This window comes from Streptomyces wedmorensis (assembly GCF_000716445.1).
GTDB lineage: Bacteria > Actinomycetota > Actinomycetes > Streptomycetales > Streptomycetaceae > Streptomyces > Streptomyces wedmorensis.
On sequence record NZ_JNWK01000005.1, the window covers coordinates 394,092 to 418,215 of the forward strand.

Sequence of the window (24,124 nt, forward strand, 5' to 3'; positions counted from 1 at the left end):
GGCCAGCCTACGTTCCGTCGGCGTCGCGCTCCGAGGCGGCCGCTTCGGGGGCGGCGGCGCGGCCGGCGTACGGCAGTGCGCGCAGGGCCAGGGCCCAACCGAGCCGGGCTTCTCCCGACTCGCTGGAGCGGCCGGTGAGCTCGGCGATGCGGCCGATGCGGTTGAGGACGGTGTTGCGGTGGCAGTAGAGCTGCTCGGCGGCCCGGGAGGCCGAGCAGCCGTGGTCGAGCCAGGCCCGGAGGGTGGTGAGGAGCGCGGCCCGCTCGCCGCCGGTGGCGAGGACGGGGCCGAGGTGGACGGTGACGATCCGCTCGGCGATGTCGGTGCGGCCGCTGAGGAGGACCTCGGCGAGCCGCGCGTCGAAGCCCGCGACCTCGCCGCTGCCGGCCCGCAGGGTACGCAGGGTCTGCTCGGCCAGCCGCAGGGCGCGGCCGGCCTGGGAGAGCCGCTCGAACTCCGGGGACACGCCGGCGGTCGCCCCGGTGCGCTCCCGCAGGGCCGCGAGGAGGGTCCGTACCGCCGGATCGGCGGCGGCGGGCCCGGGCGCGGGCCGGCCCGGGGGCGTGACGCGGCGGGGCAGCCGGACGACGCCGGCGTACCGGCCGGAGCGGGGCCGCCAGAACGACCACATGCCGTGCGCCTCCAGGGCGGGCGCGAGGTGCGGCGGTGCGGCCGGGTCCTGGGCGGCGACCACGACGACGTACCGGTCGACCGCCGGGACGCCGAGCGCGGCCGCGGCGGCCGAGGCGACGGCGGGGTCGTCGGCGCGGCCGTCGAGCAGCGCCTCGAAGAGGGCGACGCGCCGGGTGTCCTGGCGGCTCTGCAGTTCCAGCTGCGCGATCCGGTACGCGTCGGCCATGGCGACCGAGTAGCGGTCGATGGTCTCCCAGACGCCGCTCGCCATGTCGAGCTCGATGTCGCGGCTGTCGGACTCCCGTCCGGCCCTGACCCGCAGGTGCTCGGACATGACCTGCCAGAGGACCCGGCCGCCGCGCCGGTAGGCCTGGAGCACGGTGTCGAGCGGCACGCCCTGCTCGGCGCGGCGGCGGCCGGTCTCGCGCGCCGCCCACTCGAAGTCGCCGCCGGTCGCGTCGAGGCCGCCGAAGTCCTCCAGGGCGCGCAGGAGGTTGTCCCGGCAGATCTCCCAGAGGTCCTCGCGGGTGACGGGGGCGCCGGAGGCGTAGGTGCCCGAGTGGGCGCGGATGTCGTCGACGGCGCGGTCGGTGAGCCGGTCGACGTCGGCGAGCATCGTCGTGGCGAGGGAGCGGCGGAGCGCGCCGGAGCCTCCGGCGCCGCCCAGGGGGGTGTGGCTTCCGCCGGAGCGCGCCCCCGCGGACTCGCCGGGTGCGGCCGAGCTGTGCGTCATGCGAGGCACCGTAGCCCCGGGATTTGGCGAATGCCACGGGTCGGGCCGGACGGTGGGGCCGCTGCCCAGCTCGGTCCCTCACATGGTGGGCGTCTGCACATGGTGTGCGGGCGGGGTCGCGGCGGATTCTGTGCCGTGTCAGCCGATGGTCGGCGGCGCCTCGCCTCCGGGTCCCTGAGCGGTGTCCGCGGCGTCGTCCACTCCGTGTCCCTGGAGCGTGTCATGTCACTGAGCGTCGCCGGTGTGCTGGGCGAGTCCGCCCGCCACTTCCCCGACCGGATCGCGGTCGTCGAGGGGGCGACCCGGCTCACCTACGGGGAGCTGTGGGCGGAGTCGCTGCGCTGCGCCGCGGGGCTGCGGGAGGCCGGTGTGAAGCCGGGCGACCGGCTGGCCGTGCTGCTGCCGAACACGACCGAGTTCCTCCGCGTGTACTACGGGGCGCTCGCGGCCGGTGCGACGGTGGTGCCGGTGCACGCGCTGCTCGTCGCCGACGAGGTGCGCCACGTCCTGGAGCACAGCGGCGCGGTCGGGATCGTCAGCGGCGGGCCGCTCTGGGCGGTGGCCGACGAGGCGGCGCGGGCCGCCGGGGTGCGTGCCTTCCAGGGGGCGCCGTCGGCCGCGGAGCCGCTGGCCGCCCCGGAGCCGGCCGAGGCCTCCGACACCGCCGTGATCCTCTACACGAGCGGGACGACGGGCCGCCCCAAGGGCGCCCTCCTGACGCACCTCAACATCGTCATGAACGCCTCCGTGACCGCTCAGGACCTGCTCGCTCTCGGCACCGGCGACGTGGTGCTCGGCTGTCTGCCGCTCTTCCACAGCTACGGCCAGACCTGCGCGATGAACGGGACGCTCCGGCAGGGCGCGACGCTCGTCCTCATGCCCCGGTTCAGCGGTCCCGCCGCGCTCCGGGTGCTCGCCGACGAGGGCGTGACGGTCTTCATGGGCGTGCCCACGATGTACCACGCCCTGGTGGAGGCGGCGGCGGGCTCGGAGCTGCGCCCGGCGGCCCTGCGCGCCGCCGTGTCGGGCGGGGCGGCGCTGCCGGTCGCCGTGCTCGAGCGCTTCGAGGAGGTTTTCGGCACCCAGGTCCTGGAGGGGTACGGCCTGACGGAGACCTCGCCGGTCGCCACCTTCAACCAGCCGCACCTGGGCCGCCGGCCGGGGACGGTCGGGCATCCGGTGTGGGGGGTCGAGGTGGGAGTGGCGGACGCGGCCGTCGACGGGGAGGTCCGGCTGCTCGCGGACGGCGAGGTCGGTGAGGTCGTGGTGCGCGGGCACAACGTGTTCGCCGGGTACCTCGACGACCCGGAGGCGACGGCCGCCGCGGTCGTGGACGGCTGGTTCCGCACGGGGGACCTGGGCGCCCGCGACGAGGACGGCTTCCTGCGGATCGTGGACCGGAAGAAGGACCTGGTCATCCGCGGCGGCTTCAACATCTACCCGCGCGAGGTCGAGGAGGTCCTCGTCCGCCATCCGTCGGTCTCGGAGGTGGCGGTGATCGGCGTCCCCGACGAGACGAAGGGCGAGGAGGTGTGCGCGGTGGTCGTACGCCGGGAGAACGCGGCCCCGCTCTCCGAGGACGAGCTCGTCGACTGGTCCCGCGAGCGGCTCGGCCGCCACAAGTACCCCCGGATCGTGCGTTTCGTCGACGTCCTGCCGCTCGGCCCGACGGGCAAGGTCCTCAAGCGCGCGCTGGCGACGGGCGGTGCGGGCGTGTCCGGCGGCCCGGGGCCGGACAGGACCTGAGCCGCCCCGTACCGTCTCGTCACCGTCGACCGTGAGAAAGGCCTGAATCGATGTCGGAGTACGGTCCCGAGGCCCGCACCCGCGGCGGCGTGCTGCGCGGCGCCCTGAAGGACGGGGTGGCCTCCTTCCTCGGCGTGCCCTACGCGCGGGGCCCGGTGGGGGCGCTGCGCTTCCGCGCCCCGGAGCCGGTCGGCCCCTGGGAGGGGGTGCGGGAGGCCACGGCGTTCGGGCCGACGGCACCGAAGCGTCCGTACGCGCCGCCGCTGGACGCTCTGCTTCCGGACCCGGAGGTGGCGGGCGACGACTGCCTGAACCTCAACGTGTGGGCCCCGTGGCGGGGTTCGGCGCCGGACGCGCCGGAGGGCGGGCGTCCGGTGATGGTCTGGATCCACGGCGGCTCCCTGGTCCACGGCTCCTCCTCGGTGCCCGTCTACGACGGCACCGCCTTCGCCCGTGACGGCGTGGTCCTCGTCTCGGTCAACTACCGGTTGGGGATCGAGGGCTTCGGGGTCTTCCCCGACGCGCCCGCCAACCTGGGCCTGCGTGACCAGATCGCCGCGCTCGCGTGGGTGCGGGAGAACGTCGCGGCCTTCGGCGGCGACCCGGACCGGGTGACGGTGTTCGGCGAGTCGGCGGGCGCGATCTCGATCGCCGCGCTCCTCGCGTCCCCGCTCGCCCGGGGCCTGTTCCGGCGGGCCGTGCTGCAGAGCGGGGCGCCGATGGCCCTGCCGCTCGACCGGGCGCGCCGGACCACGGAGGCGGTGGCCGCGCGGCTCGGGGTGGCGGCGACGGCGGAGGCACTCGCGCGCGTGGACGGGGAGCGGCTGCTCGCGGCGCAGACGGAGGTGACGGGCAAGGGCTCGCCGCTGACGGGCGGGCACTCCTTCCAGATCGCGGTCGACGGCGAGGTGCTGCCGCGCGATCCGGCGGAGGCGCTCGCCGCCGGGGCCTCGGACGGGGTGGACGTCCTGATGGGCACGACCACGGAGGAGTACCGGCTCTGGTTCGTGCCGGGTGGGACCGTCGACCGGGTGGGTTCCGTCGGGCAGCGGCTCGTGCTGTGGAAGACGAGGGTGCCGTCGCGTACGGCCCGGGTGTACCGCGCGGGCCGCACCGGCGAGAAGCCGGGCGAGGTGCTCGGTGCGCTCGCCACGGACAAGCTGCTCCGGATCCCGCTGAACCGGCTCGCGGACGCCCGGCTGCGCTCCGGCGCGCCCGGCGGCACGTATCTGTACGAGTTCGCCTGGCGCTCCCCGGTCCTCGGCCTCGGCGCCTGTCACGCGCTGGAGCTCGGCTTCGTCTTCGACACGCTCGACCGGCCGGAGACCCGCGCCCTGACGGGCCCCGACGCGCCGCAGGGCCTGGCGACGGCGATGCACGCCGCCTGGGTGGCCTTCGCCGCGACCGGCGACCCCGGCTGGCGCGCCTGGGACCCGGCCCGCCCGGTCATGACCTTCGGCCCGGGCACTCCGTCCCTGGTCGAGGCCCCGCGCGAGGCCGAACGGCTCGCCTGGGACTCCTGAGGGGGCGCGGCGGGAATCACCGCGTCACGCGGCTCGTTCACATCGGGGACGGGCCGTTCCGAGGAAAGGCAGCAGTAACGATGAGTGTCGACACGACGACCACCGAGGCGGGCGAGCCGGCCGCGTACTCCGCGGCGGAGGCGGTGCGGCGGATCCTCACGTCCACCGGCGACACCTGGGCCGTGGTGGGGCTCTCCTCGAACCAGGCCCGGGCGGCGTACGGCGTGGCGGCGGTCCTCCAGCGCTTCGGGAAGCGGATCGTCCCGGTCCATCCGAAGGCGGAGACGGTCCACGGCGAGCAGGGGTACGCGTCCCTGGCCGACGTCCCGTTCCCGGTGGACGTCGTCGACGTGTTCGTCAACAGCGACCAGGCGGGCGGCATCGCCGACGAGGCGGTGGCGATCGGCGCGAAGGCGGTCTGGTTCCAGCTGGGCGTGATGGACGACGACGCCTTCGCCCGCACCCGCGCGGCCGGCCTCGACATGGTCATGGACCGCTGCCCCGCGATCGAGATCCCCCGCCTCGGCTGACCTCAGGGGACGGCCCCGCCGGGCGCCCGGCGGGGCCGTTTCCGTACCGCCGCCGGGATCAGCCGACGGGGACGCCGAGGCCCTCCAGGACGACCGCGCCCGGCAGCTGCGCGAAGGCCTTGCCGGGCAGGATGAGCTTGCCGCGGCGGCGGCCGCTGCCGATCAGGACCCATTCGGTGTCGATCACGGCGGCGTCGACGAGCAGGGGCCAGGCGGCGGGGAGGCCGACGGGGGTGATGCCGCCGTACTCCATGCCGGTCTCGCCGGTCGCGGTGTCCATGGGCGCGAAGGAGGCCTTGCGGGCGCCGAGGTGCTTGCGTACGACCCCGTTGACGTCGACCCTGGTCGCCGACTTCACCACGCACGCGGCGAGCGTCGTCGTCTCACCCCTCCTGCCCGCGACGACCACGCAGTTGGCGGACGCGTCGAGCAGCGCGGGCCCGTAGTGCTCCACGAAGACCGCGGTGTCGGCGATGTCCGGATCGGTGTCCACGTACAGCAGCCGGTCGGCCGGGACGGGACCCGTCCAGGCGCGGACGGCCGCGGCGACGGGGTCGATGAGCAGGTCGAGGTGGTCGGGGGCGGGCCGGGCGTCGTCGAAGTCTCCGATGGGTGCGCGCATGCGGGCCACGCTAACAACGCGGGTCCTGGCGGCGGGTGGCCGTCTCAGCGTACGGGTGGGATGGAGACCGCCATCGTCATCTCGGCGGGTTCGGCGCCGTCGTTGCGGTAGACGTGTGCCACGTTGGCCTCGAAGACCGCGGAGGTGCCGGCGGGCAGGGTGTGCTCCTCGCCGTCGACGACGAGGGTGAGGACGCCGGCGGTGACGTGCAGGAGCTCGGTCGTGCCGTCGGGGTGCGGGTCGGAGGCGCTGCCGTCGCCCGGCATGAGGGTCCAGGACCAGAGTTCCAGCGGGCCGCGGGCCTCGGTGCCGACGAGCAGGGTGGTGTGGCTGCCGGTGGAGGTGGACCACATCCGGACGGCCTGGCCGGGCGGGACGAGGCGGACCTGGGGGCCCTGCTCGTAGTCGAGGAGGGTGGTGATGGAGACGCCGAGGGCGTCGGCCAGCTTCACCGTGGTGCCCACGCTGGGGTTCGTGCGGGCCTGCTCGATCTGGATGATCATGCCCCGGCTGACCCCCGCGCGTGCGGCGAGCGCGTCCAGCGTGAAGCCCCGCTCCTTGCGCCAGCGCTTCAGGTTCCGGGCGAGCGACTGCGTGAGCTGGTCGAGGTCCGACACGTTCCGTCCAATATTCTGGATGACAGAGTTCAATGAACTGAACTACGGTGAGGTGCACCCGATTGTTCACTGAACTGTACTGCGTCCCGCCGACGCGACTGCGAGGATCCATGACCGCCCTGTTCGCCCTGGCCACCAGCCTGCTCTGGGGCCTCGCCGACTTCGGCGGCGGACTGCTCACCCGCCGGATCCCCGCCCTCACGGTCGTCGTGGTCTCCCAGATCATCGCCGCCCTCGTGCTCGGCGCGATCGTCCTCGCCACCGGAGCGTGGAACGAGGCGGGACCGGAGCTCTGGTACGCCGTCGGGGCCGGCGTCGTCGGCCCGGCGGCCATGCTCGCCTTCTACAAGGCGCTCGCGCTCGGCCCCATGGGCGTCGTCTCCCCGCTCGGCTCGCTCGGCGTGGTCGTCCCCGTCTCCGTCGGCCTCCTCGTCGGCGACCGGCCGGGGCTGCTCCAGTTCGCCGGCATCGGCGTGGCGATCCTCGGCGTGGTGCTCGCGGGCGGCCCCGAACTGCGCGGCGCGCCCGTCCAGCGCCAGGCGGTCCTGCTGACACTGGTCGCCGCGTTCGGCTTCGGTTCGGTGATGGCGCTCATCGCCGAGGCCTCCACGACCGTGACCGGCCTCTTCCTCGCCCTGTTCGTCCAGCGCGTCACCAACGTCCTGGTGGGCGGCGGCGCCCTGTACGCGTCGGTGAAGCGCGGCGGTCGCGCCCTCCCGGACGGCGGCCCAGCGGTCGTCCGCGCCGCGCTCCCGGCGCTCGCCTTCGTCGGCCTCGCCGACGTCGCCGCCAACGGCACGTACGCGATCGCGGCGCAGCAGGGCCCGGTCACCGTCGCCGCCGTCCTGGCCGGCCTCTACCCCGTCGTCACCGCCCTCGCGGCCCGCGGCGTCCTGAAGGAACGCCTCCGCGCGGTCCAGGCGGCGGGCGCGGGCCTCGCCCTCGTGGGCACGGTCCTGCTCGCGACCGGCTGAGCGACGCCTCGCCGATCAGGCCGGCCTCGCGTCGCCCGGCACGCCCCTGAGCCGGCCCGATCGAGAGGACACCCCCTGGGGAAATCCTCGCGCTGGAGTCGGTAGTGACCAACATCACACCGCACCGGACTGGTGCTCCACGTCGGCTTCGCAAGCACGTACGGGTCGCCGCGACTTGGCCTGAATCACCCCCACGCACCGCGCCGCGGGACCGCACGGCATCCGCCCGTCGGCCGCACCCCACGGGCATCGGCCGCACCGCAGGCCCCGGCGACCGGCCGTGAGGATCCCTGCGGGCGAGTGGCCGAGTAACAACCCTGACACATCAGGGTTGTCCTCAACTCCGCGATGGGCAACACGAGTTGCTCGACGACCGCTGGGCCCGATCCCCCTTTTCAGCGCCACCGGAACCGGCTTAGTTTCACGGGGCTCTTTCCAGAACTGCCGACCGGTGTCGCGACGCATGGCGACCCTGCGTGAGCAGAGAACCTTGGGGGAATGCAGTGGCGGACGAGAAGGTGCTTGACGCCCAGAAATGGGTGAACGCGACGTACGGTTCCGTGGCGGGCTACGTGCGCTGCCCGGAGGACGGCAGAACCGGCTGGTCGACCATGAACTCCCTGATCATGGGTCTCCAGACCGAGCTGGGCATCTCCCCGGTGGTGGCGAGCTTCGGCCCCACCACCATGAGCAAGCTCCAGGCGCTCGGCGACATCGGCTTCGGCTGGAACAAGAACGCCAACATCGTGCGGATCATCCAGCACGGCCTGTTCTGCAAGGGCTACTGGGGCGCCAACGGCTTCGGCGAGTTCGGCGCGGTCACCACGGAGGCGGTCAAGTCCCTCCGCGTCAACATGGGCCTCCCCGACGGCGGCATGGGCACCGCGGGCGGCACGGTCACGCCCAAGATCTTCAAGTGCATCCTGAACATGGACGCGTACGTCGTCGTGGCCGGGGGAACCGAGAAGATCCGGAACATCCAGCAGTGGCTCAACGGCCGCTACTGGCAGCGGGACGCCTACTCGATCGGCCCGTGCGACGGCATCTACTCCCGGGACGTGCAGAAGTCCCTGGTGATCGCCATCCAGTACGAACTGGGCCTCACCCCCAACGGCAACTTCGGCCCCGGCACGCAGGCCGGCCTGAAGACCCGCACCGTGCGCGAGGGCAGCTCCGGCATCTTCGTCGAGCTCTTCACCGCCGCCTGCGTCTTCAACGAGCCGGTGATCCTGCGCGGCCTCAACGACGAGGAGGTCCGGACCACCTTCAAGAGCACCTTCGACTCGAAGACGAAGGAGTTCGTCCAGATCTTCCAGACGTTCTCCCAGCTGTACAGCCAGGGCGACGCCAACTACGGCGTGGGCGAGTTCGACACCTGGGCTCAGCTGCTGGTGTCCATGGGGAACGCGGACCGGAAGGCGACCGCCTCGGACACGCGGTTCGAGATCACCCCGTCCCGCGCCCGCTGGCTGTGGGACAACGGCTACCGCATGGTCGGCCGCTACCTGTACGACCCGCCGGGGTCCACCCTCGACAAGGAGATCAAGCCCGGCGAGCTGAACACCATCTTCAGCGAGGGCCTGCGGGTCTTCCCCATCTACCAGGACAACGCGCGGCAGCTGTCGGACTTCACGTACACCCAGGGCTTCCAGCACGCCCTCAACGCACACGACCTGGCCTCCGGGTACGGCTTCAACCGGGGCACGACGATCTACTTCGCGGTCGACTACGACGCCCAGCAGTGGGAGATCGACGGCCAGCCGCAGGGCATCGTGGCCTACTTCAACGGCGTGGTGGCCGGCCTCGCGAGCAGGGGCAAGAAGTACTTCCACGGCGTCTACGGCTCCCGCAACGTCTGTATCAACGTCACCGCCAAGACCGGGGCGCGCTTCTCCTTCGTGTCCGGCATGTCCTGGGGCTTCTCCGGCAACCTCGGCTACCCCCTGCCCTCCAACTGGGCCATCAACCAGATCAAGGAGTTCCAGGTCACCAACGGCGCGGACGTCTTCGACCTGGACCGGGACGTCTGGCGCGTGGGGGCCGAGCCCGGCGTCAGCTCGGTCAACAACACGGGCGGTCCCGCCGACGCGTACATCGCCTACGTGCAGCGGCTCCTCAACCACGCCAACGCCTACAAGTCGGCGAACAACGTCGGGACCAACGCGAGCCGCCTGGTGATGGAGTACATCCGTCACGAGAAGTACCAGGGCCTGCAGTGGTGGTGGCTGGCCGACAGCTACGACGAGGGCTTCGTGTCGTACTGCAACGCCCGCGGCGAGTACGTGCAGAACTCCTTCACGGACCCCATCACGGGCTACGAGCTCGACGCCACCCACCTGATGGCCACGGCGAACGGCTTCCTGGAGAACTCCGACCCGGCCGACAAGAAGGAGTCCACGGGCGGCGACATCGCCGGCTGGGGCGGCGACATCATGACCTTCTGGGCGAACTGGCGGAACTCGGTGGACGAGTACGCCTCGCCGCTCACGTTCACCCAGGCCAAACTGGCCGTCCCCGGTGTCGTCTCCAGCTTCGGCTACACCGACATGATCGAGGACGTCGACGGCTACCTGCTCGCCAAGTACGTCGCCGGCGGCGGCGACATCGTCGCCTGGATGAACGGCCACTACAACGGCGGCGGCGGCCTGACCCGCTTCCGCACCCACTTCGACCGGCGCTGGGGGAACGCCACCGACGCGCGCGCCTGCTGCTGGGACGTCCTCGCCGGCCCCTCCGACGTCACCGTCAACGCGGCCCGGCTCGCGCTCATCACGGGCGCCGGCGCCGCCCTCCCGGCCGACTACGTCCTGCTCCCGGGCAACACGGAGAAGCTCGCCCTCTTCTGCCAGGGCTTCACCGATCGCCAGCTCTCCCTGATCGGCCTGGAGAACAGCCTCGCCGCCCAGTTCAAGGAGAACCTCGCCACCTACCGCAAGCAGGCGGCGCAGCGGGCGTCACAACGGGGGGCCGCCCGATAGACGCGGACATCACGAGGGGCGCGGCGGCCGGGAGGTGGCGCGATAGCGCCGGGCCGCCGCGGGGGACGTGCAGGCTTGCCCCATGGTGATCCTCCTCCTTCCGGTCCTCATCCCCCTCCTCGTCGCGTTCGTGTTCTGGCTCCGTCCGCTGTTCGCCGGAACCTGGCGCCGCAGCCCCGGCTGGTTCGTCTGGAGCGCGCTGCTCCTGCTGGTGGCGACCGGGGTCACGTACCTCATCGGCTCCCTGGCCGGGGCGTCGCTCGACCCGGAGGAGGCCTGCAACAACGCGGGGCAGACCTACGACCGGGCCTACCGCCGGGCGAACTTCGACGAGTACACGCAGTGGTTCCCGCTGCACGACAAGTGCAACGCGGGGTACGACCTGGTCCCGGCCTGGGTGAACCCGACCCTGGTCGTGCTTCCCGCCGTGGCGCTCGTCTGCCTGGCCTACGCGATACGACTGGCCGTCACCCGAAGCCGTACCGAGAAGAAGGGCACGTCATGAACGATCTGAGCCGACGCCGTGTGCTCGGCGCCGCCGGAAGTGTGGCCGGCGCGGCCGCACTCGGATTCCTGGACCTGACCCCGGCGGCAGCCGCCACGCCGGGCGCGCAGGCCGGCCCGGAGCCGACGCCGACCACCTGGCGCGGCAGCCGTTCGGCCAACGGCTGGAAGATCCTCGAAGAGGCCGCCGCGCACCCCATCGAGGGCAGCGGTCTCACCGTACGCCTGGCCGGCGGCGACGCCGCGACGATCCTGCTCCACGTCGCCCGTCGCTTCCACTACGAGATCGACGAACTGCGCACGGGGGACGTGACGGGGCACACCACGTCCCGCTCCGTCCGCCGGCCGCACGAGTCGAACTACCTGTCGGGCTCGGCCATCGCCATCCGCTCGTACGCCTACCCGCTGGGCGTACGGGGCGGGCTGTACGCGCACGAGCAGGTCGTGGTGCGGGACATCCTGGCCGAGCTGGACGGCGTCGTCGCCTGGGGCGGCGACCTGGCATCGCCCCAGGAGTCGCACTTCGAGCTGGCCCTCGCGCCGACCCACCCCAAGGTGCGCGGCGTGGCCCGCAAGCTGCGGGGTTGGCGTGACACCCCTGGTCAGGGGGCCGGGACGATCGACGCGTTCGCCCCGGAGCGACTGGCGAGCGCCCAGGCGTTCACCAGCCGCAGCGCCCGGTAGGAGCGAGCGCTCCCCCAGCCACCCCTAGGGCCTGTCCGGAAAGCAGCGCCGTCTGCCCGCGAGCCAGGCGGGACTTTCCGGACAGGCCCTAGGAGGACGTGGCCGCCTGATCGGCTTCCCAGGCCGCGAGCGCGGCGAGCTGTTCCGGCGTCACGTCCTCCGGGATCGGCCTGGGGGTCGGGGTCCGCAGCGGCGGCTGCCAGCCCTTCTCGGGGTCCCAGCTGCGGACGACCCGGGCCGGGGCGCCCGCCACGACCGAGTGGTCGGGCACTTCGCCGCGGACGACCGCGCCGGCCGCGACGACCACGTTCCGGCCGATCCGCGCGCCCGGCAGGATCACCGATCCCGTGCCGAGCCAGCAGCCGGGGCCGATCGAGACCGGTTCCGAGCGGGGCCACTGGCGGCCGATGGGCTCGTCGGGGTCGTCGTAGCTGTGGTTGGTCGAGGTGATGTAGACGTACGGGCCGCAGTAGGTGTTCGAGCCGATCGTCACCGTCGTGTCGGCGATGACGTGGCTGCCGCGCCCGAGGACCACCCCGTCGCCGAGGGTCAGGACGGTCTCCGTGCCCAGGTCGAGGTCCGGCAGCATGCCCGCCGTCAGCGTGACCTGCTCGGCGATGATGCAGCACTCGCCGATCTCGATCCACCGCTCGCCGAAGACCGTGCCCTGCGGGAAGGCGAGCCGGGTGCCCGCGCCGAGTCGGCGGAACCGCAGCCGCCCGGGATGCTCGGCCGTGACGGAACCGGCCCGCTGCGCCCAGCGCCAGCCGCCTTGCACGGCACGGGCGACGACCCGGCGCCGCCAGGCGGCGAGGGATGAGAACGTGTTTCTGTTCCTGGGCACCCGGCCACCGTAGTCGGCGCCGTCGTACCTGATCAGTGCGGTGCGCTGTGATGTCCGTCATGAGCACGCAATAGGCTGCGGCCGAGGTGTCCACCGGGCGCGACACGACGGCTGACGATCAGGAGCGAACCATGACAGAGGCGTTGATCAAGGGTGTGGGCGGCAAGGAGCCGCTGATCGACCCGACCGCCTTCACCGCCCCGACCTCCGTGGTGCTCGGCGAGGTCACGCTCGGCGCCCGCGCCAGCATCTGGTACCACACGGTGCTGCGGGCCGACTGCGGACCCATCTCCATCGGCGAGGACTCCAACATCCAGGACAACAGCACGGTCCACGTCGACCCCGGCTTCCCCGTGTCCATCGGCGACCGGGTGACCGTCGGCCACAACGCGACCGTGCACGGCTGCGTCATCGAGGACGACGTGCTCGTCGGCATGGGCGCGACGGTCCTCAACGGGGCCCGGATCGGTGCCGGCTCGCTCGTCGCCGCCCAGGCGCTGGTGCCGCAGGGCATGGAGATCCCGCCGGGCTCGCTGGTGGCGGGCGTGCCGGCGAAGGTGCGCCGTCCGCTCACCGACGAGGAGAAGGCGGGCATCAAGCTGAACGCCGAGATGTACCTGCTGCTCGCCAAGGGCCACGCCGAGGCCTTCGAGGCCTGAGCCCCGGTACGCCGGAGGGCGGCGCCCGTCTCCGGGTGCCGCCCTCCGGCGCGTACGCTCCGGGGTCAGTCCGCGACCGGGACCGGCTCCGCCTCGGAGGAGGTCGCGCGCGCCGCCGCCGCCTTCTTGGCGCGGTTCTTGACGACGAGCATCGAGGCGACGCCGATCAGCACGGCGAGGACGAGGCCGAGCCAGGAGAAGCGCTTCAGCCAGGCCTCGGCGACGACGCCGACCGAGTAGATGACGGCCGTGGTGCCGCCCGCCCACAGGATGCCGCCGAAGACGTTGGCGATGAGGAACTTCCAGTACGGCATGTGCAGGACACCCGCGAGCGGTCCCGCGAAGATGCGCAGCAGCGCGATGAAGCGGCCGAAGAAGACCGCCCACATGCCCCACTTCTGGAAGGAGCTCTCGGCGAGCGCGATGTTGGCCTCGCTGAAGTGCTTGGGGAACCTCTTCCCGAGCCAGGCGAGGAGTGGCCGGCCGCCCTTGCGGCCGATGGCGTAGCCGATCGAGTCGCCGATGATCGCGCCGGCGGTGGCGCAGGCGCCGAGGACGTAGGGGTTGATCTCGCCGTGCTGAGAGGCGAGCAGCGCCGAGCTCACGAGCACGATCTCGCCGGGCAGCGGGATGCCCAGGCTCTCCAGGCCGATCACCACTCCCACCAGGGCGTAGATCGCCACCGCGGGGATCGTCTCCAGCCATTCCTGCACGTGCAACGCGGTTCCTCCCGTGTCGGCCGCCCGGCGTGCACCGCGTCGGGCACGCCCGGGCAGCCTATCCGGTCAGGACGGACCGACCTCGACGTCCGCCGTGAGTCCTGGGTCACCCGAGGACGCGCCCACCCGAAGCGTCCGGCGGCCGGTGCCGAGGGTCCAGTCGTGCCGTGCGGTGTCCCAGGAGGACAGCATCCGGGCGGTGACGGCGACGGTCACCCGTCGCCGTTCGCCGGCCGCGAGTTCCAGGCGCCGGTAGCCGGCGAGCGCCGCGCGCGGCTGGTCGACGCCGAGCGCGGTGAGGTCGGGCGAGGGGCCGACGTACACCTGGGCGACCTCGATACCGGCGCGGCGGCCGGTGTTGCGGACGGTGAAGGTCACGTCGAGCCCGCCGGACCTGTCGGCCGCCGGGGCGGCCGACAGGTCCTCGTACCCGAACGTGGTGTACGAGAGGCCGTGCCCGAAGGGGAAGAGCGGGGTGACGCCCCGGGCCTCGTACCAGCGGTGGCCGACGTGGACACCCTCGGCGTACTCCTCGACGCCGTCCTCGCCGGGGTGGCGGCGCGGGTCGCCCGCCGTGGGGTGACGGTCCTCGGAGGCCGGGAAGGTCTGGGTGAGGCGGCCGCCGGGGTCGGCGTCGCCGAAGAGGACGGCGGCCGTGGCGGCCGCCCCCTCCTGCCCGGGGTAGTACATCTGGAGCACGGCGGCGGTCCGGTCCAGCCACGGCATGGTGACGGCCGACAGGTGTTGAGGACGACGGTGGTACGGGGGTTGGCGGCGGTCACCGCCTGGATCAGGGCCTCCTGGTGGCCCGGGAGGGCGAGGCTCACCCGGTCCTGGCCCTCGGTGGCGTCCTCGTAGGCGAAGAGCACGACGCTGTGCGCGGCGCGGGCGGTCCGCACGGCCTCGGCGACGTCGGAGGCACGGGTCGCGCCGGTGACCGCGCGGAGCCTGAAGAGCTGCCCCGCGGGGCCTCCGCGGGCGGTGATCCTCACGTCGTGGGGTCCCGCGGCGAGGCGGCGGGTGACGCGGCGGACGGTGAGGCCGTCGGGTGCCCGTCCGAGGAGGCCGCCGGCGAAGTACTCGGCGACGCCCTCCCCGACCGGGAAGAGCTCGGTGCCGTCGAGGGTGACGGTGGGACGGGCGCCGCTGTAGTGGACGAGGAAGGTCCACTCGTCGGGGTCGGTGGCGGTGAGGGGGACCGTACGGCTCCAGGTGGCGCCGGCGGCGACGCGTACGCCCTCCAGGTCGACGGCAGGCGTCAGCGCGGGCAGCGGCCGGCCGAAGAGGTCCTCGCCGACGGCGTAGGCGACGGTGGCGCCCTCCCCCGCCCTGGCGCGGATGGCGTCCAGCGGGCTCGCCGCCGCGTCCGGGACGACGTGGGCGCTGCCGCCCCCGCTGACGAAGGGCACGGCCGCCGTGGGGCCGACGACCCGCCCGTAGGCGCGGGCGAGGCCGGGGTCGAAGGCCGCGGCGAGCATGACGGGCGCGGGCGGGGCCGTCGCCGTCTGCTTCACCCGGATCCCGGCGGGACCGTCGGCGAGCCGGAGCGGGGGGATGCCGAGCCGGGGCACGCCGGGCACGTGCCCGGCCTGGCCGAGGCTCGCGGGGTCGGCGGCTCCGTGGAGGAGGGACGCCTTCTCGTCGAGGGTGAGTTGGGCGAGCAGTCCGTCGACGCGGGCGGCTTCGGCGCGCGCCGCGGGCTCCGCGCGGTCCCGTCGGCGGGCCGCCACGGCGGACGGGGCCGCGGCGGCGAGCGCCGCGCCGCCGGTGAGGGCCAGGAGCAGCGCCCGCTGTGAGAGCCGGGCGCGCCGGCGCGCGGGGCCGGGGCGGGTCGCGGGGCCGTCCGGCGGGGACGTGGGGGCGTGGTCGGGCGACGGTCCGTCGGACACGCGGTGGCTCCTTCGCGCGGGGTGCGGGCCCGGCCGGGTGCGTCCGTGCCCTGAGCGCACTATGCGTGCCGGATCGCCCGATTCCGGGCCCGTGGCCCGGAACACGGCCGCCCCGCACCCGGAAGGGGGTGCGGGGCGGCGCGCGGGGTTCTCCGTCAGGCGTTCGGGCGGAGGGTCCACAGGACGGTCATCTCGCCGGTGACGGCGCCGTCCTCGCGGGTGATGTCGATCCGGACCGGGAACTCCGGGCGCCGGCCGGCGTCGAGTTCGGCGACGACCTCGGCGGCGGGGCGGCCGAGGGTGGCGGTGGCCGTGACGACGCCCATGGCCAGCTTCTTGTAGCCGATCTCGGCCTTGACGGCGAGCGGGACCGCGCGGGTCAGCTGGTCGCCGAAGGCGGCGAGCACGATGGCGCCGCTGGCGGACTCGGCCAGGGTGAACATCGCTCCGGCGTGCGGGCCGCCGACGTGGTTGTGGTAGGCGGGCTGGTCCGGCAGGCGGACGACGGCGCGCTCGGCGGTGGTCTCCAGGAACTCCAGGTTGAGGGTTCCGGCCATGGGGACCGTGGCGGCGAGCATCTCGCCGACGGTCATCTGGTCTGCGCTCATGGCCGTGATGTTACCCACCAGTAGCAGCGTTGGCCATCCCTCTCGTGGTCCGACCGGCCCCACACCTCTATGGTTACCGACCATGTGGCCAGGACAGCAGCCGCCCGGGGGCGAGCAGAACCCGCAGGACCAGAGTCAGAACCCCTACCAGCAGTCGGGGTACCAGCAGCCGAACCCGTACCAGCAGCCGCCGACGCAGCCCGGCTACCCGCAGCAGCCGCCGGCGCAGCCGGGGTACCCGCAGCAGCCGCCGACGTATCCGCAGCAGGGGTACGCCCAGCAGCCCGGCTACGGACAGCCGAACCCGTACCAGCAGCCGACGGTGCCGCAGCAGTACGCGGTGCCGGCCCCGGGACAGCCCGGCGGTCCCGGCGACGGGAAGAAGAAGCAGACGACGCTCGTCGCGATCGTCGCCGCGACCGCGGTGGTCGTCGCGGCCGGCGTCACCGGCTACCTGGTGCTCGGCAAGGACGACGACAAGACGCCGAACGCCGACGACAAGAAGCCGACCGTGACGGCCGGCGTGCCGACGGACCCGACGGCCACGCCCAGCACCTCGCCGTCGCTCGACAACCCCCGCGACGGCGCTGCCCAGCAGCCGACGATCCCGGGCTGGAAGGTCGTCTTCAACCCGAAGTACGGCACCCTCTTCGACGTACCGCCCGAGTGGGAGGTGCTGAAGACGGGCATGATCACGTACTTCGACGACGAGAAGAAGAACGACGGCACCCCGCTCGTCACCATGTCCAGCCCCGCGCGCTACAAGAGCAAGTGGTGCACCTTCGACACCGACAAGAACGGCACCGAGGAGACCTGGGGCCTGAGCACCGCCGGCACCAAGGGCGGTCAGGGCGCCAAGAGCACCTCCGACGCGGCGCGCAGCGAGGCGGGGACGTGGGTGTGGGGCGGTTACGCGCAGCACATGCCGCAGAGCACCATCAAGATCACCAAGCCCGTGCCGTACACGACCAAGTCCGGTCTCACCGGACACATGGCGACCGCCACGGCGCCGAACGTCAAGAAGCGCAACAAGTGCGAGACGGACGGCAAGTCGATCGCCTTCACGTTCAAGAACGCGGCGGGCGACTTCAGCACCTGGGTGCTCTACGCCGCGGACGGCGTCCAGGACGAGCTGCCCGACGCCACCATCCAGCAGATCCTCTCCACGGTCCGGCTCTCCGGTTCCTGACGGATCGGCTCCGGTCCCGGGCGGCTCCGTCCGGATCCGTCCGGATCCGCACCGGCCGCGTCCGGTTATCGGTTTGGCAGGAGGGGGAGGCGGCAGGGATAGTCCCGGAGTGACGAAACCCGCCGACTCCCCCGCCTCCCCCGGCCGCGCCCCCACCCGGCGCCCCGAATGGGCGGGCCGCAACTACATCCTGCTGACCGCCGCCACCGTCGTGACCAACCTCGGCGCGAACGGCGCGCTGATCGCCACGGCCTGGGCGGTCTTCGACGCCGGCGGCGACCCGGGCGACGTGGGACTCGTGGCGATGGCGCGTTTCCTCCCGCTCGTCCTCTTCCTGCTCATCGGCGGCGCCGTCGCGGACCGGATACCCCGCCACCGGGTGATGGTCGCCGCCAACGCCCTCAACTGCGTATCGCAGGCCGTCTTCGCGGCACTCGTCCTCTCCGGCGAGGCGCAGATCTGGCAGATGATGGCGCTCACCGCGCTCTGCGGCACCGGCCAGGCCTTCTTCAACCCCGCGGCCGAGGCCATGCTGATGGCCAGCGTCACGGGCGAGCAGGCGAGCAGGGCCTTCGCCGTGTACCGGATGGCCATGCACGGCGCCAGCATCGGCGGGGCCGCGCTCGGCGGCGCGCTGGTCGCGTTCATCGGTCCGGGCTGGGTCCTCGCGATCGACGCGCTCGCGTTCGCCGTGGCGGGCGGCCTCCGCGCCTTCCTCGACGTGCGCGGCGTCCCGGAGCGCGCCCCGAGCGCCGGCCTCTTCGCCGACCTGCGGGAAGGCTGGCAGGAGTTCATCGGACGCCCCTGGCTGTGGTCGATCGTCGCCCAGTTCTCCGTGGTGGTGGCCCTGATCGGCGCGGTCGACTCGGTGTTCGGACCGCTGGTCGCCCGCGACCACCTGGGCGGCTCGCGCCCCTGGGGCCTCGCGCTCGCCGCGTACGGCGTCGGGACCGTCGCGGGCGCCGTCCTGATGACCCGCTGGAAGCCCCGCCGGCTGCTGTTCGTCGGGACCCTGTGCGTCTTCCCGATCGCGCTGCCCTCGGCGGCGCTCGCCGTGCCGCTGGACGCCGCGGGACTGACGGTGGCGATGTTCGTCAGCGGCATGGCCATCGAGGTCTTCGGCGTCTCGTGGATGACGACCATGCACCAGGAGATCCCGGAGGAGAAACTGTCCCGGGTCACGGCCTACGACTGGTTCGGCTCCACGGCCCTGCTGCCGCTGTCCACCGCGCTCGCAGGCCCGGCGGAGTCCGCCTTCGGCCGCAGCACCGCGCTGTGGGGCGCGGCGGCCCTGATGGTGATCGTCACCGCGCTCGTCCTGCTGGTGCCGGACGTGCGGAACCTGACCCGGCGTCCGCACACGCAGGAGGTCGCGGGCGCCGCGCCGGAACCCTCAGCCGATGCCGAAGGCGCCGTCCGGGGGAACGGGTGACGGTACGGCCCCGGCGTCCCTGACCGGTTCCGCGTCCCCGGTGAACCGGTCCAGGGTCGCCCCGTGCTCCACGCGCGCGGGGAAGGCGTCCGCGGCCACCCGGCGCGCGAGGTGCGCGGTGTCGATCTCGCGGCCGGAGGCGACGAGGACGGCGTTCCCGAAGCGGCGGCCGCGCAGCACGGCCGGCTCGGCGACGAGCGCCAGCTCGGGGAAGACGGCGGCGAACGTGGCGACCTGGGAGCGCAGGAACGCGAAGGGCGCGCCGTCCGCCAGGTTGGCGGCGTAGACGCCGCCGGGCCGCAGCACCCGCCGCACCTCGCGCGCGTACTCCACGGAGGTGAGGTGCGCCGGCACCCTTGAGCCCCCGAAGACGTCGCCCACGATCAGATCGGCCGACGCGCCGGGCGCCGCCTCCAGCCAGCCGCGCGCGTCCGCTCCGTGCACGGCGACCCCGGAGCCCGCAGGCAGGGGCAGGTGCTCGGCGACCAGGTCGAGGAGGCCGCGGTCCGCCTCGACGACGTCCTGCCGCGAGCCGGGCCGTGTGACGGCGACGTACCGCGGCAGGGAGAGGCCTCCGCCGCCCAGGTGCAGAACGTCCAGGGGCTCGCCCTCCACGGCCGCGCCGTCGACGACGTGGGCGAGGCGCCGCGCGTACTCGAACTCCAGGTACGCCGGATCGTCCAGGTCCACGTACGACTGCGGCGCGTCGTCGACCGTCAGGATCCACGCCCGCTCCCGGTCCACATCGGGCATGAGGCGCGCGGTGCCCTGGTCGACCTGGCGGATGACGGGGATGTGCTCGTTCACACCCTCATTGTGCCGGTGTCCGGAGCCGGGCCGGTGTCCGGAGCCGGGCCGGCGTCCGGGCCCGGGCCGTCAGCCGGTCCAGACGGCGGCGACCGCCTCGGCGTGGGCGGCCGCCTGGGCCCTCCCCGCACGGGCCGCGGCGGGCGTGCGGGCGGGGTCGAGCACCCGGCCGCCGAACGCGGCGCGGGACGCGGCGTCGGGAACGATCACGACGACGCGGGCGCCCCCGGCCGCGAGGTCGGCGCCCTGCCGGGCCGGGGAGAGGACGACCTTGCTGCCCCGCGCGCTCGGGGCGATGACGACGACCCGGTCGTGTCCGGCGGCGAGATGGGCGTTGGCGGTGGAGTGGATCCCGCCGTCGATCCACCGGCGCCCGCCGATCGTGGCCGGCGGCCAGGCGCCCGGGATGGCGCAGCTGGCGGTCACGGCGTCCACCAGCGGGACGCCGCTGTCGGCGCCGTACGCGGTGAGTTCACCGCTCTCCGCGTCGACGGCGGTGACCAGGAGCCGTCCGGGCCAGTCGGTGACGCCGCCGAGCCGCTCGCCGACGGTCGCGCGGCGGGCGGCCTCGTCCACGGTGCGGGCCCGTAGCGCGAGCCGCCCGAGCCGCCGTCCGTACGCCTCCGGGGTGCGCGAGCCGAGGACGGCGAGGGCGTACCGGAGCACGAGCCCCGGACCGAAGCGGGCGGCGGGCTCGGTGACTTCGCCGCTCACCTGCCGCGCGTACAGCTCGTCCAGACTCCGGTCACCGGCGGCGATCCGGGCGCCGACGACCGCACCCGCGGAGCTGCCCACGATCAGGTCCGCCGTGCCGAGGTCGACACCGGCGTCGGCGAGCCCCCGCAGGACCCCCGTCTCCCATCCCGCACCGACGAGCCCGCCCGCCCCGAGAACCAGCGCCGTCCGCTTCTCCGTCCGCGTCATGTGCCCAGTGTGGCACCGCTGTTGGGCCGGGACGCGGCAGGGTGCGGTCAGAGGTTCTTGAGGGCCTCGCGGACGGAGAGCGGGGACAGCCGCGCGTCGTGCGCGGCGACGAAGGCGCGGACCTCGGCGGGGGCGGTCTTGCCGTACTCGCGCAGGCTCCAGCCGATCGCCTTGCGGAGGAAGAAGTCGGTGTCGGCAGCGCGGCGCAGGCAGTAGGAGAACAGCCGGTCGACGTCGGTCGCGTCCTTGAAGCGGAGCTGGTGCAGGAGCGCCGTGCGGGCCACCCACAGGTCGTCGTCCTCGATCCACTCGTCCATGCGGGCCGCGAGGGACGGGTCGGCGGCGACGAGACCGCCGACGACATGGGCCGCGAGGTGGTCGACGGTGTCCCACCAGGAGACGGTGGTGACGAGCCGTCGGGCGACGGGCAGGAAACCCGAGGAGCAGCGCTTCACATGGCGGCGCAGGTAGTCGACGGCGAAGTAGTGGTACTCGCGCTCGGGCAGGGCGAAGCACCGCAGGGCGATCGCCGCGCAGTCGCGCTCGTCGGGGCGCGGGGTGCCGTCCAGGACGGTACGGGAGAGCGCGCGGCGCTCCGGTGTGCGCACCCCGAGGAACGGGGCCACGCCCTTCATGTAGGCGACCATCTCCTGCGCCCGGAAGGGGTTCCCCGCGGCCGGGTAGACGGTGGTGAGCCGCTCCAGGACGGTGTCGGCGAGGGCGCTGTCGGGCGGCACCGGGCCGACGGGTACGCCGGTGGTGGGGGCGGGGTGGGTCATGGGGCCCTCTCGGTCACGGCACTCCCCGGGCGGCCCGGAGTACGGCACTCCGGGCCGCCCGGACGGACATGACGCACATTACGGCGATCATACGGACGCGTCCGTTACTCTCCCCGAATGCTCGCCCCCGTCCCCCGGCCGCCGGGCTCCCTCGCCGTCCGCTGCTCCCGGGCCCTCCTCTCGCCCCGCTCGCGACTCTCCGTGCTCGCGCTGCTGCTGCTCACGGCGGCGTCCCTGGTGGTGCTCTACGAACCCCAGCGGCTGCTCGCCTCGGGTTGGCCGCCGCAGACAAGCGGTGCCGGGGCGGTGGTGCTCTTCGGTCTCGCGTACGGGGTCTGCACGGCGGCCTTCGTACCGCGGCCGGTGCTGAACCTGGCGGCGGGAGCGCTCTTCGGCTCGGCGTTCGGCCTGACGGCCGCGGTCGCGGGGACGGTCCTCGGGGCGGGGATCTCCTTCACGCTCGGGCGGTTCCTGGGGCAGGACGCGCTGAGGCCGCTGCTGCGCGGCCGCTGGCTGACGGCCGCGGACGGACAGCTGAGCCGGCACGGCTTCCGTTCGATGCTGGCCATCCGGCTGTTCCCCGGTGTGCCGTTCGCGGCGGCCAACTACTGCGCGGCGGTCTCCCGCATGGGGTACGTGCCGTTCCTCCTGGCGACAGCGCTCGGCTCGGTGCCGAACACGGCGGCGTACGTGGTGGCCGGCGCCCAGGCCGGTACGCCGGGCTCGCCGGCCTTCCTGTTCTCGGCCGGGTTCATCGTCCTGTCCGGTCTCGGCGGGGCGGTCGTGGCCTGGCGCAAGCGGCACGGACTGCGCGCTCCGGTTCCGGCCCGGGAACGGGAGCCGGAGCCGGAGCCGGTGGGCGGCGTCCGCTGAGCCGTCGGGACGCGCGCGGGACCGGACGTCAGAGCGCTTCGACGATCATCGCGTTGGCGAGGCCGCCCGCCTCGCACATGGCCTGGAGGCCGTAGCGGGCACCGCGCGCCCGCAGGGCGTGGACGAGGGTCGTGGTGAGGCGGGTGCCGCTGGCCCCGAGGGGGTGGCCGAGGGCGATGGCGCCGCCGTGGACGTTGACCTTGGCCGGGTCGGCGCCGGTCTCCTGCTGCCAGGCGAGGACCACGCCGGCGAAGGCCTCGTTGATCTCGAAGAGGTCGATGTCGGCGAGGTCGAGGCCGGTGCGGCGCAGGACCTTCTCGGTGGCGGGGATGACCCCGGTGAGCATGAGCAGCGGGTCGGAGCCGGTGACGGCGAAGCCGTGGAGCCGCGCGAGGGGGCGCAGCCCGAGGCTCCGGGCGGTGTCGGCGGCCATGACGAGCACGGCGGAGGCGCCGTCGTTGGTGGGGCTGCTGTTGCCCGCGGTGACGGACCAGTCGATCTGCGGGAAGCGTTCGGTGAAGGCGGGGTCCTCGAAGGCGGGGCGGAGGCCGGCGAGGATCTCGGGGGTGGTCGTGGGGCGCACCGACTCGTCGCGGCGGACGTTCTCGTACGGGACGACCTCGTCGTCGAACAGTCCCGCTTCCCAGGCGCGGGCCGCCTTGGCGTGCGACCCGGTGGCGAACGCGTCCATGGCCTCGCGGCCGATCGACCACTTCGCGGCGATGAGTTCGGCGCTGACGCCCTGCGGGACGAGGCCCTCGGGGTAGCGCTCGGCGACTCCGGGCCCGAAGGGGTCGGCACCGGGCGGCACGTTGGACCACATCGGGACCCGGCTCATGGACTCGACGCCGCAGGCGATGGCGATGTCGTAGGCCCCGGAGAGCACGCCCTGCGCGGCGAAGTGGACGGCCTGCTGGGAGGAGCCGCACTGCCGGTCGACGGTGGTGGCGGGCACGGAGTCGGGGAACCCGGCACCGAGCCAGGCGTAGCGGGTGGTGTTCATGGCCTGCTCGCCGACCTGGTCGACGGTGCCGCCGATCACGTCGTCGACGAGCGCGGGGTCGATGCCGCTGCGTTCGACGAGGGCGCGCAGGGTGTGCGAGAGGAGGGCGACGGGGTGGACGTGGGACAGGGCTCCGCCCGCCTTGCCCTTCCCCATCGGGGTCCGGACGGCTTCGACGATGACGGCGTCACGCATGACAGGGCTCCTGGGTTGGAGAGGTGGACCGACACTCATCGGTAACTTAACCCGGTGAGTTGGATTTTCAAACCCTCTTGTCGGTTCTAGGGTCCACTTTCCAAACCCTCTGCTCGGCCGCTGTCCTAGGCTGACCCCATGAAGGCCTCCCCCCGCCCCTGCTCGATCGCCGACACCCTCGCGCTCGTCGGCGAGAAGTACGCGCTCCTCGTGCTCCGCGAGGTCTCCCTCGGCGTGTACCGGTTCGACCGGATCGCCCGCAACACGGGCGCGCCCCGCGACATCCTCACCGCCCGCCTCAAGCGGCTCGTCGAGGCCGGGATCCTGGAGAAGGTGCCGTACAACGAGCGGCCCCCCCGCTACGAGTACCGCGCCACGGAGGCGGGCGCGGAGCTCCAGCCGGTCCTCGTGACGCTGATGGCCTGGGGCGACCGCCACCTCAACGCGGACGCCCGGCCCGTCGTCCTGGAACACGACTGCGGCGAGGTCCTCAGCCCCCGGCTCGTCTGCGCGCACTGCGGCGGCGAGGCCGACCGCGGAAGCCTCAGCCACCACGTCAGGTCACCCGGCTGGACCACGACCGGCCCGGTGGAGACCGCCGCGGGCGGGGGCGAGGCCTGATCACCGGCCCGTCATCTTGGGACGGTACGCTGCGCTCG

Annotated in this window: 23 protein-coding genes and 1 pseudogene; 12 read left to right on the forward strand and 12 right to left on the reverse strand. The window is 73.5% G+C overall.

All coding sequences use genetic code 11. From position 1 onward, the window contains the following. Positions 1-7: 7 nt before the first annotated feature. Positions 8-1,366 carry a PucR family transcriptional regulator gene (locus tag OO54_RS06220; protein ID WP_078905072.1) on the reverse strand — a complete coding sequence of 453 codons (1,359 nt, stop codon included), beginning with the start codon at positions 1,364-1,366 and terminating at the stop codon, positions 8-10. A gap of 222 nt (positions 1,367-1,588) precedes the next feature. Between OO54_RS06220 and OO54_RS06225 the strand changes: the two genes are divergently transcribed. The 3 genes from OO54_RS06225 to OO54_RS06235 all read left to right on the forward strand — a co-directional run bounded on the left by OO54_RS06225 (position 1,589) and on the right by OO54_RS06235 (position 5,165). After that, positions 1,589-3,112 carry a long-chain-fatty-acid--CoA ligase gene (locus OO54_RS06225; RefSeq protein WP_033201823.1) on the forward strand — a complete coding sequence of 508 codons (1,524 nt, stop codon included), beginning with the start codon at positions 1,589-1,591 and terminating at the stop codon, positions 3,110-3,112. Positions 3,113-3,162: 50 nt separating this feature from the next. Continuing rightward, positions 3,163-4,635 carry a carboxylesterase/lipase family protein gene (locus OO54_RS06230; protein ID WP_033201824.1) on the forward strand — a complete coding sequence of 491 codons (1,473 nt, stop codon included), beginning with the start codon at positions 3,163-3,165 and terminating at the stop codon, positions 4,633-4,635. A gap of 80 nt (positions 4,636-4,715) precedes the next feature. Beyond that, on the forward strand, positions 4,716-5,165 hold the full coding sequence (locus OO54_RS06235; RefSeq protein ID WP_051786740.1) for a CoA-binding protein: 450 nt from the start codon (positions 4,716-4,718) through the stop codon (positions 5,163-5,165). Positions 5,166-5,223: 58 nt separating this feature from the next. Here OO54_RS06235 and OO54_RS06240 read toward each other — a convergent pair whose 3' ends face one another. Next, entirely contained in the window at positions 5,224-5,787 is a 564-nt protein-coding gene (locus OO54_RS06240; protein WP_033201913.1) for a YbaK/EbsC family protein, read from the reverse strand. 44 nt (positions 5,788-5,831) lie between these two features. After that, entirely contained in the window at positions 5,832-6,404 is a 573-nt protein-coding gene (locus OO54_RS06245; protein WP_017241461.1) for a helix-turn-helix domain-containing protein, read from the reverse strand. Between the two features lie 110 nt (positions 6,405-6,514). Here OO54_RS06245 and OO54_RS06250 point away from each other — a divergent pair, with 110 nt between their 5' ends. The 4 genes from OO54_RS06250 (at position 6,515) to OO54_RS06265 (ending at position 11,544) form a co-directional block, all read left to right on the forward strand. Continuing rightward, positions 6,515-7,378, forward strand: a complete 864-nt coding sequence (locus OO54_RS06250; RefSeq protein ID WP_033201825.1) for a DMT family transporter — start codon at positions 6,515-6,517, stop codon at positions 7,376-7,378. 503 nt (positions 7,379-7,881) lie between these two features. Next, complete coding sequence (locus OO54_RS06255) at positions 7,882-10,356, forward strand: glycoside hydrolase domain-containing protein (RefSeq protein WP_033201826.1); 2,475 nt, start codon at positions 7,882-7,884, stop codon at positions 10,354-10,356. An 82-nt stretch (positions 10,357-10,438) separates the two neighbouring features. Further along, positions 10,439-10,861: a hypothetical protein gene (locus OO54_RS06260; RefSeq protein WP_051786741.1), complete on the forward strand. Its 423-nt coding sequence runs from the start codon at positions 10,439-10,441 to the stop codon at positions 10,859-10,861. Continuing rightward, complete coding sequence (locus OO54_RS06265) at positions 10,858-11,544, forward strand: hypothetical protein (RefSeq protein ID WP_033201827.1); 687 nt, start codon at positions 10,858-10,860, stop codon at positions 11,542-11,544. The genes OO54_RS06260 and OO54_RS06265 overlap by 4 nt, the downstream gene beginning before the upstream one ends. 88 nt (positions 11,545-11,632) lie before the next feature. Here the strand turns inward: OO54_RS06265 and OO54_RS06270 are convergent, their stop codons facing one another. Then, positions 11,633-12,388 carry an acyltransferase gene (locus tag OO54_RS06270; RefSeq protein ID WP_033201828.1) on the reverse strand — a complete coding sequence of 252 codons (756 nt, stop codon included), beginning with the start codon at positions 12,386-12,388 and terminating at the stop codon, positions 11,633-11,635. 131 nt (positions 12,389-12,519) lie between these two features. Here OO54_RS06270 and OO54_RS06275 point away from each other — a divergent pair, with 131 nt between their 5' ends. Then, positions 12,520-13,047, forward strand: coding sequence for a gamma carbonic anhydrase family protein (locus OO54_RS06275; protein ID WP_033201829.1), 528 nt, complete (start codon positions 12,520-12,522; stop codon positions 13,045-13,047). Positions 13,048-13,112: 65 nt separating this feature from the next. Here OO54_RS06275 and OO54_RS06280 read toward each other — a convergent pair whose 3' ends face one another. From OO54_RS06280 to OO54_RS06290, 4 genes and pseudogenes are all read right to left on the reverse strand, one after another. Further along, positions 13,113-13,766, reverse strand: a complete 654-nt coding sequence (locus tag OO54_RS06280) for a DedA family protein (RefSeq protein ID WP_033201830.1) — start codon at positions 13,764-13,766, stop codon at positions 13,113-13,115. A gap of 66 nt (positions 13,767-13,832) precedes the next feature. Next, positions 13,833-14,144: a fibronectin type III-like domain-contianing protein gene (locus tag OO54_RS47180; RefSeq protein ID WP_051786742.1), complete on the reverse strand. Its 312-nt coding sequence runs from the start codon at positions 14,142-14,144 to the stop codon at positions 13,833-13,835. A 123-nt stretch (positions 14,145-14,267) separates the two neighbouring features. Then, a pseudogene (locus OO54_RS47190) lies at positions 14,268-15,244 on the reverse strand (glycoside hydrolase family 3 protein); the annotation flags it as partial. Between the two features lie 566 nt (positions 15,245-15,810). Next, positions 15,811-16,263: a DUF4442 domain-containing protein gene (locus OO54_RS06290; RefSeq protein WP_234439434.1), complete on the reverse strand. Its 453-nt coding sequence runs from the start codon at positions 16,261-16,263 to the stop codon at positions 15,811-15,813. Positions 16,264-16,345: 82 nt separating this feature from the next. Here OO54_RS06290 and OO54_RS06295 point away from each other — a divergent pair, with 82 nt between their 5' ends. Beyond that, positions 16,346-17,452: a DUF8017 domain-containing protein gene (locus OO54_RS06295; RefSeq protein WP_033201832.1), complete on the forward strand. Its 1,107-nt coding sequence runs from the start codon at positions 16,346-16,348 to the stop codon at positions 17,450-17,452. A gap of 109 nt (positions 17,453-17,561) precedes the next feature. Continuing rightward, positions 17,562-18,884, forward strand: a complete 1,323-nt coding sequence (locus OO54_RS06300; RefSeq protein WP_033201833.1) for an MFS transporter — start codon at positions 17,562-17,564, stop codon at positions 18,882-18,884. On the opposite strand, the gene OO54_RS06305 is transcribed toward OO54_RS06300, so the two are convergent. The 3 genes from OO54_RS06305 to OO54_RS06315 all read right to left on the reverse strand — a co-directional run bounded on the left by OO54_RS06305 (position 18,846) and on the right by OO54_RS06315 (position 21,394). After that, positions 18,846-19,691 (reverse strand): spermidine synthase, encoded by an 846-nt coding sequence (locus OO54_RS06305; protein ID WP_033201834.1) that lies wholly within the window; start codon positions 19,689-19,691, stop codon positions 18,846-18,848. The two genes, OO54_RS06300 and OO54_RS06305, sit on opposite strands and share 39 nt — an antisense overlap. A gap of 69 nt (positions 19,692-19,760) precedes the next feature. Beyond that, the gene (locus OO54_RS06310) at positions 19,761-20,615 is read right to left on the reverse strand and encodes a patatin-like phospholipase family protein (RefSeq protein ID WP_033201835.1); all 855 of its coding nucleotides are present in this window, start codon (positions 20,613-20,615) and stop codon (positions 19,761-19,763) included. 47 nt (positions 20,616-20,662) lie between these two features. Further along, positions 20,663-21,394 (reverse strand): DNA alkylation repair protein, encoded by a 732-nt coding sequence (locus OO54_RS06315; protein ID WP_051786744.1) that lies wholly within the window; start codon positions 21,392-21,394, stop codon positions 20,663-20,665. A gap of 117 nt (positions 21,395-21,511) precedes the next feature. Here OO54_RS06315 and OO54_RS06320 point away from each other — a divergent pair, with 117 nt between their 5' ends. Continuing rightward, positions 21,512-22,267 (forward strand): TVP38/TMEM64 family protein, encoded by a 756-nt coding sequence (locus OO54_RS06320; protein ID WP_033201836.1) that lies wholly within the window; start codon positions 21,512-21,514, stop codon positions 22,265-22,267. 28 nt (positions 22,268-22,295) lie between these two features. Here the strand turns inward: OO54_RS06320 and OO54_RS06325 are convergent, their stop codons facing one another. Continuing rightward, a complete protein-coding gene (locus OO54_RS06325; RefSeq protein ID WP_033201837.1) occupies positions 22,296-23,465 on the reverse strand; it encodes a thiolase family protein in 1,170 nt (389 codons plus the stop codon). A 138-nt stretch (positions 23,466-23,603) separates the two neighbouring features. Between OO54_RS06325 and OO54_RS06330 the strand changes: the two genes are divergently transcribed. Then, complete coding sequence (locus OO54_RS06330; RefSeq protein ID WP_033201838.1) at positions 23,604-24,086, forward strand: winged helix-turn-helix transcriptional regulator; 483 nt, start codon at positions 23,604-23,606, stop codon at positions 24,084-24,086. The last annotated feature ends 38 nt before the right edge of the window (positions 24,087-24,124 follow it).

Coding starts and splice junctions, on each gene's coding strand:
- OO54_RS06275 (WP_033201829.1), top strand. CDS start 12,520: ATGACAGAGGCGTTGATCAAGGGTGTGGGCGGCAAGGAGCCGCTGATC.
- OO54_RS06310 (WP_033201835.1), bottom strand. CDS start 20,615: ATGACGCGGACGGAGAAGCGGACGGCGCTGGTTCTCGGGGCGGGCGGG.
- OO54_RS06260 (WP_051786741.1), top strand. CDS start 10,439: ATGGTGATCCTCCTCCTTCCGGTCCTCATCCCCCTCCTCGTCGCGTTC.
- OO54_RS06325 (WP_033201837.1), bottom strand. CDS start 23,465: ATGCGTGACGCCGTCATCGTCGAAGCCGTCCGGACCCCGATGGGGAAG.
- OO54_RS06290 (WP_234439434.1), bottom strand. CDS start 16,263: ATGAGCGCAGACCAGATGACCGTCGGCGAGATGCTCGCCGCCACGGTC.
- OO54_RS06250 (WP_033201825.1), top strand. CDS start 6,515: ATGACCGCCCTGTTCGCCCTGGCCACCAGCCTGCTCTGGGGCCTCGCC.
- OO54_RS06225 (WP_033201823.1), top strand. CDS start 1,589: ATGTCACTGAGCGTCGCCGGTGTGCTGGGCGAGTCCGCCCGCCACTTC.
- OO54_RS06315 (WP_051786744.1), bottom strand. CDS start 21,394: ATGACCCACCCCGCCCCCACCACCGGCGTACCCGTCGGCCCGGTGCCG.
- OO54_RS06240 (WP_033201913.1), bottom strand. CDS start 5,787: ATGCGCGCACCCATCGGAGACTTCGACGACGCCCGGCCCGCCCCCGAC.
- OO54_RS06265 (WP_033201827.1), top strand. CDS start 10,858: ATGAACGATCTGAGCCGACGCCGTGTGCTCGGCGCCGCCGGAAGTGTG.
- OO54_RS06330 (WP_033201838.1), top strand. CDS start 23,604: ATGAAGGCCTCCCCCCGCCCCTGCTCGATCGCCGACACCCTCGCGCTC.
- OO54_RS06220 (WP_078905072.1), bottom strand. CDS start 1,366: ATGACGCACAGCTCGGCCGCACCCGGCGAGTCCGCGGGGGCGCGCTCC.
- OO54_RS06230 (WP_033201824.1), top strand. CDS start 3,163: ATGTCGGAGTACGGTCCCGAGGCCCGCACCCGCGGCGGCGTGCTGCGC.
- OO54_RS06235 (WP_051786740.1), top strand. CDS start 4,716: ATGAGTGTCGACACGACGACCACCGAGGCGGGCGAGCCGGCCGCGTAC.
- OO54_RS06295 (WP_033201832.1), top strand. CDS start 16,346: ATGTGGCCAGGACAGCAGCCGCCCGGGGGCGAGCAGAACCCGCAGGAC.
- OO54_RS06320 (WP_033201836.1), top strand. CDS start 21,512: ATGCTCGCCCCCGTCCCCCGGCCGCCGGGCTCCCTCGCCGTCCGCTGC.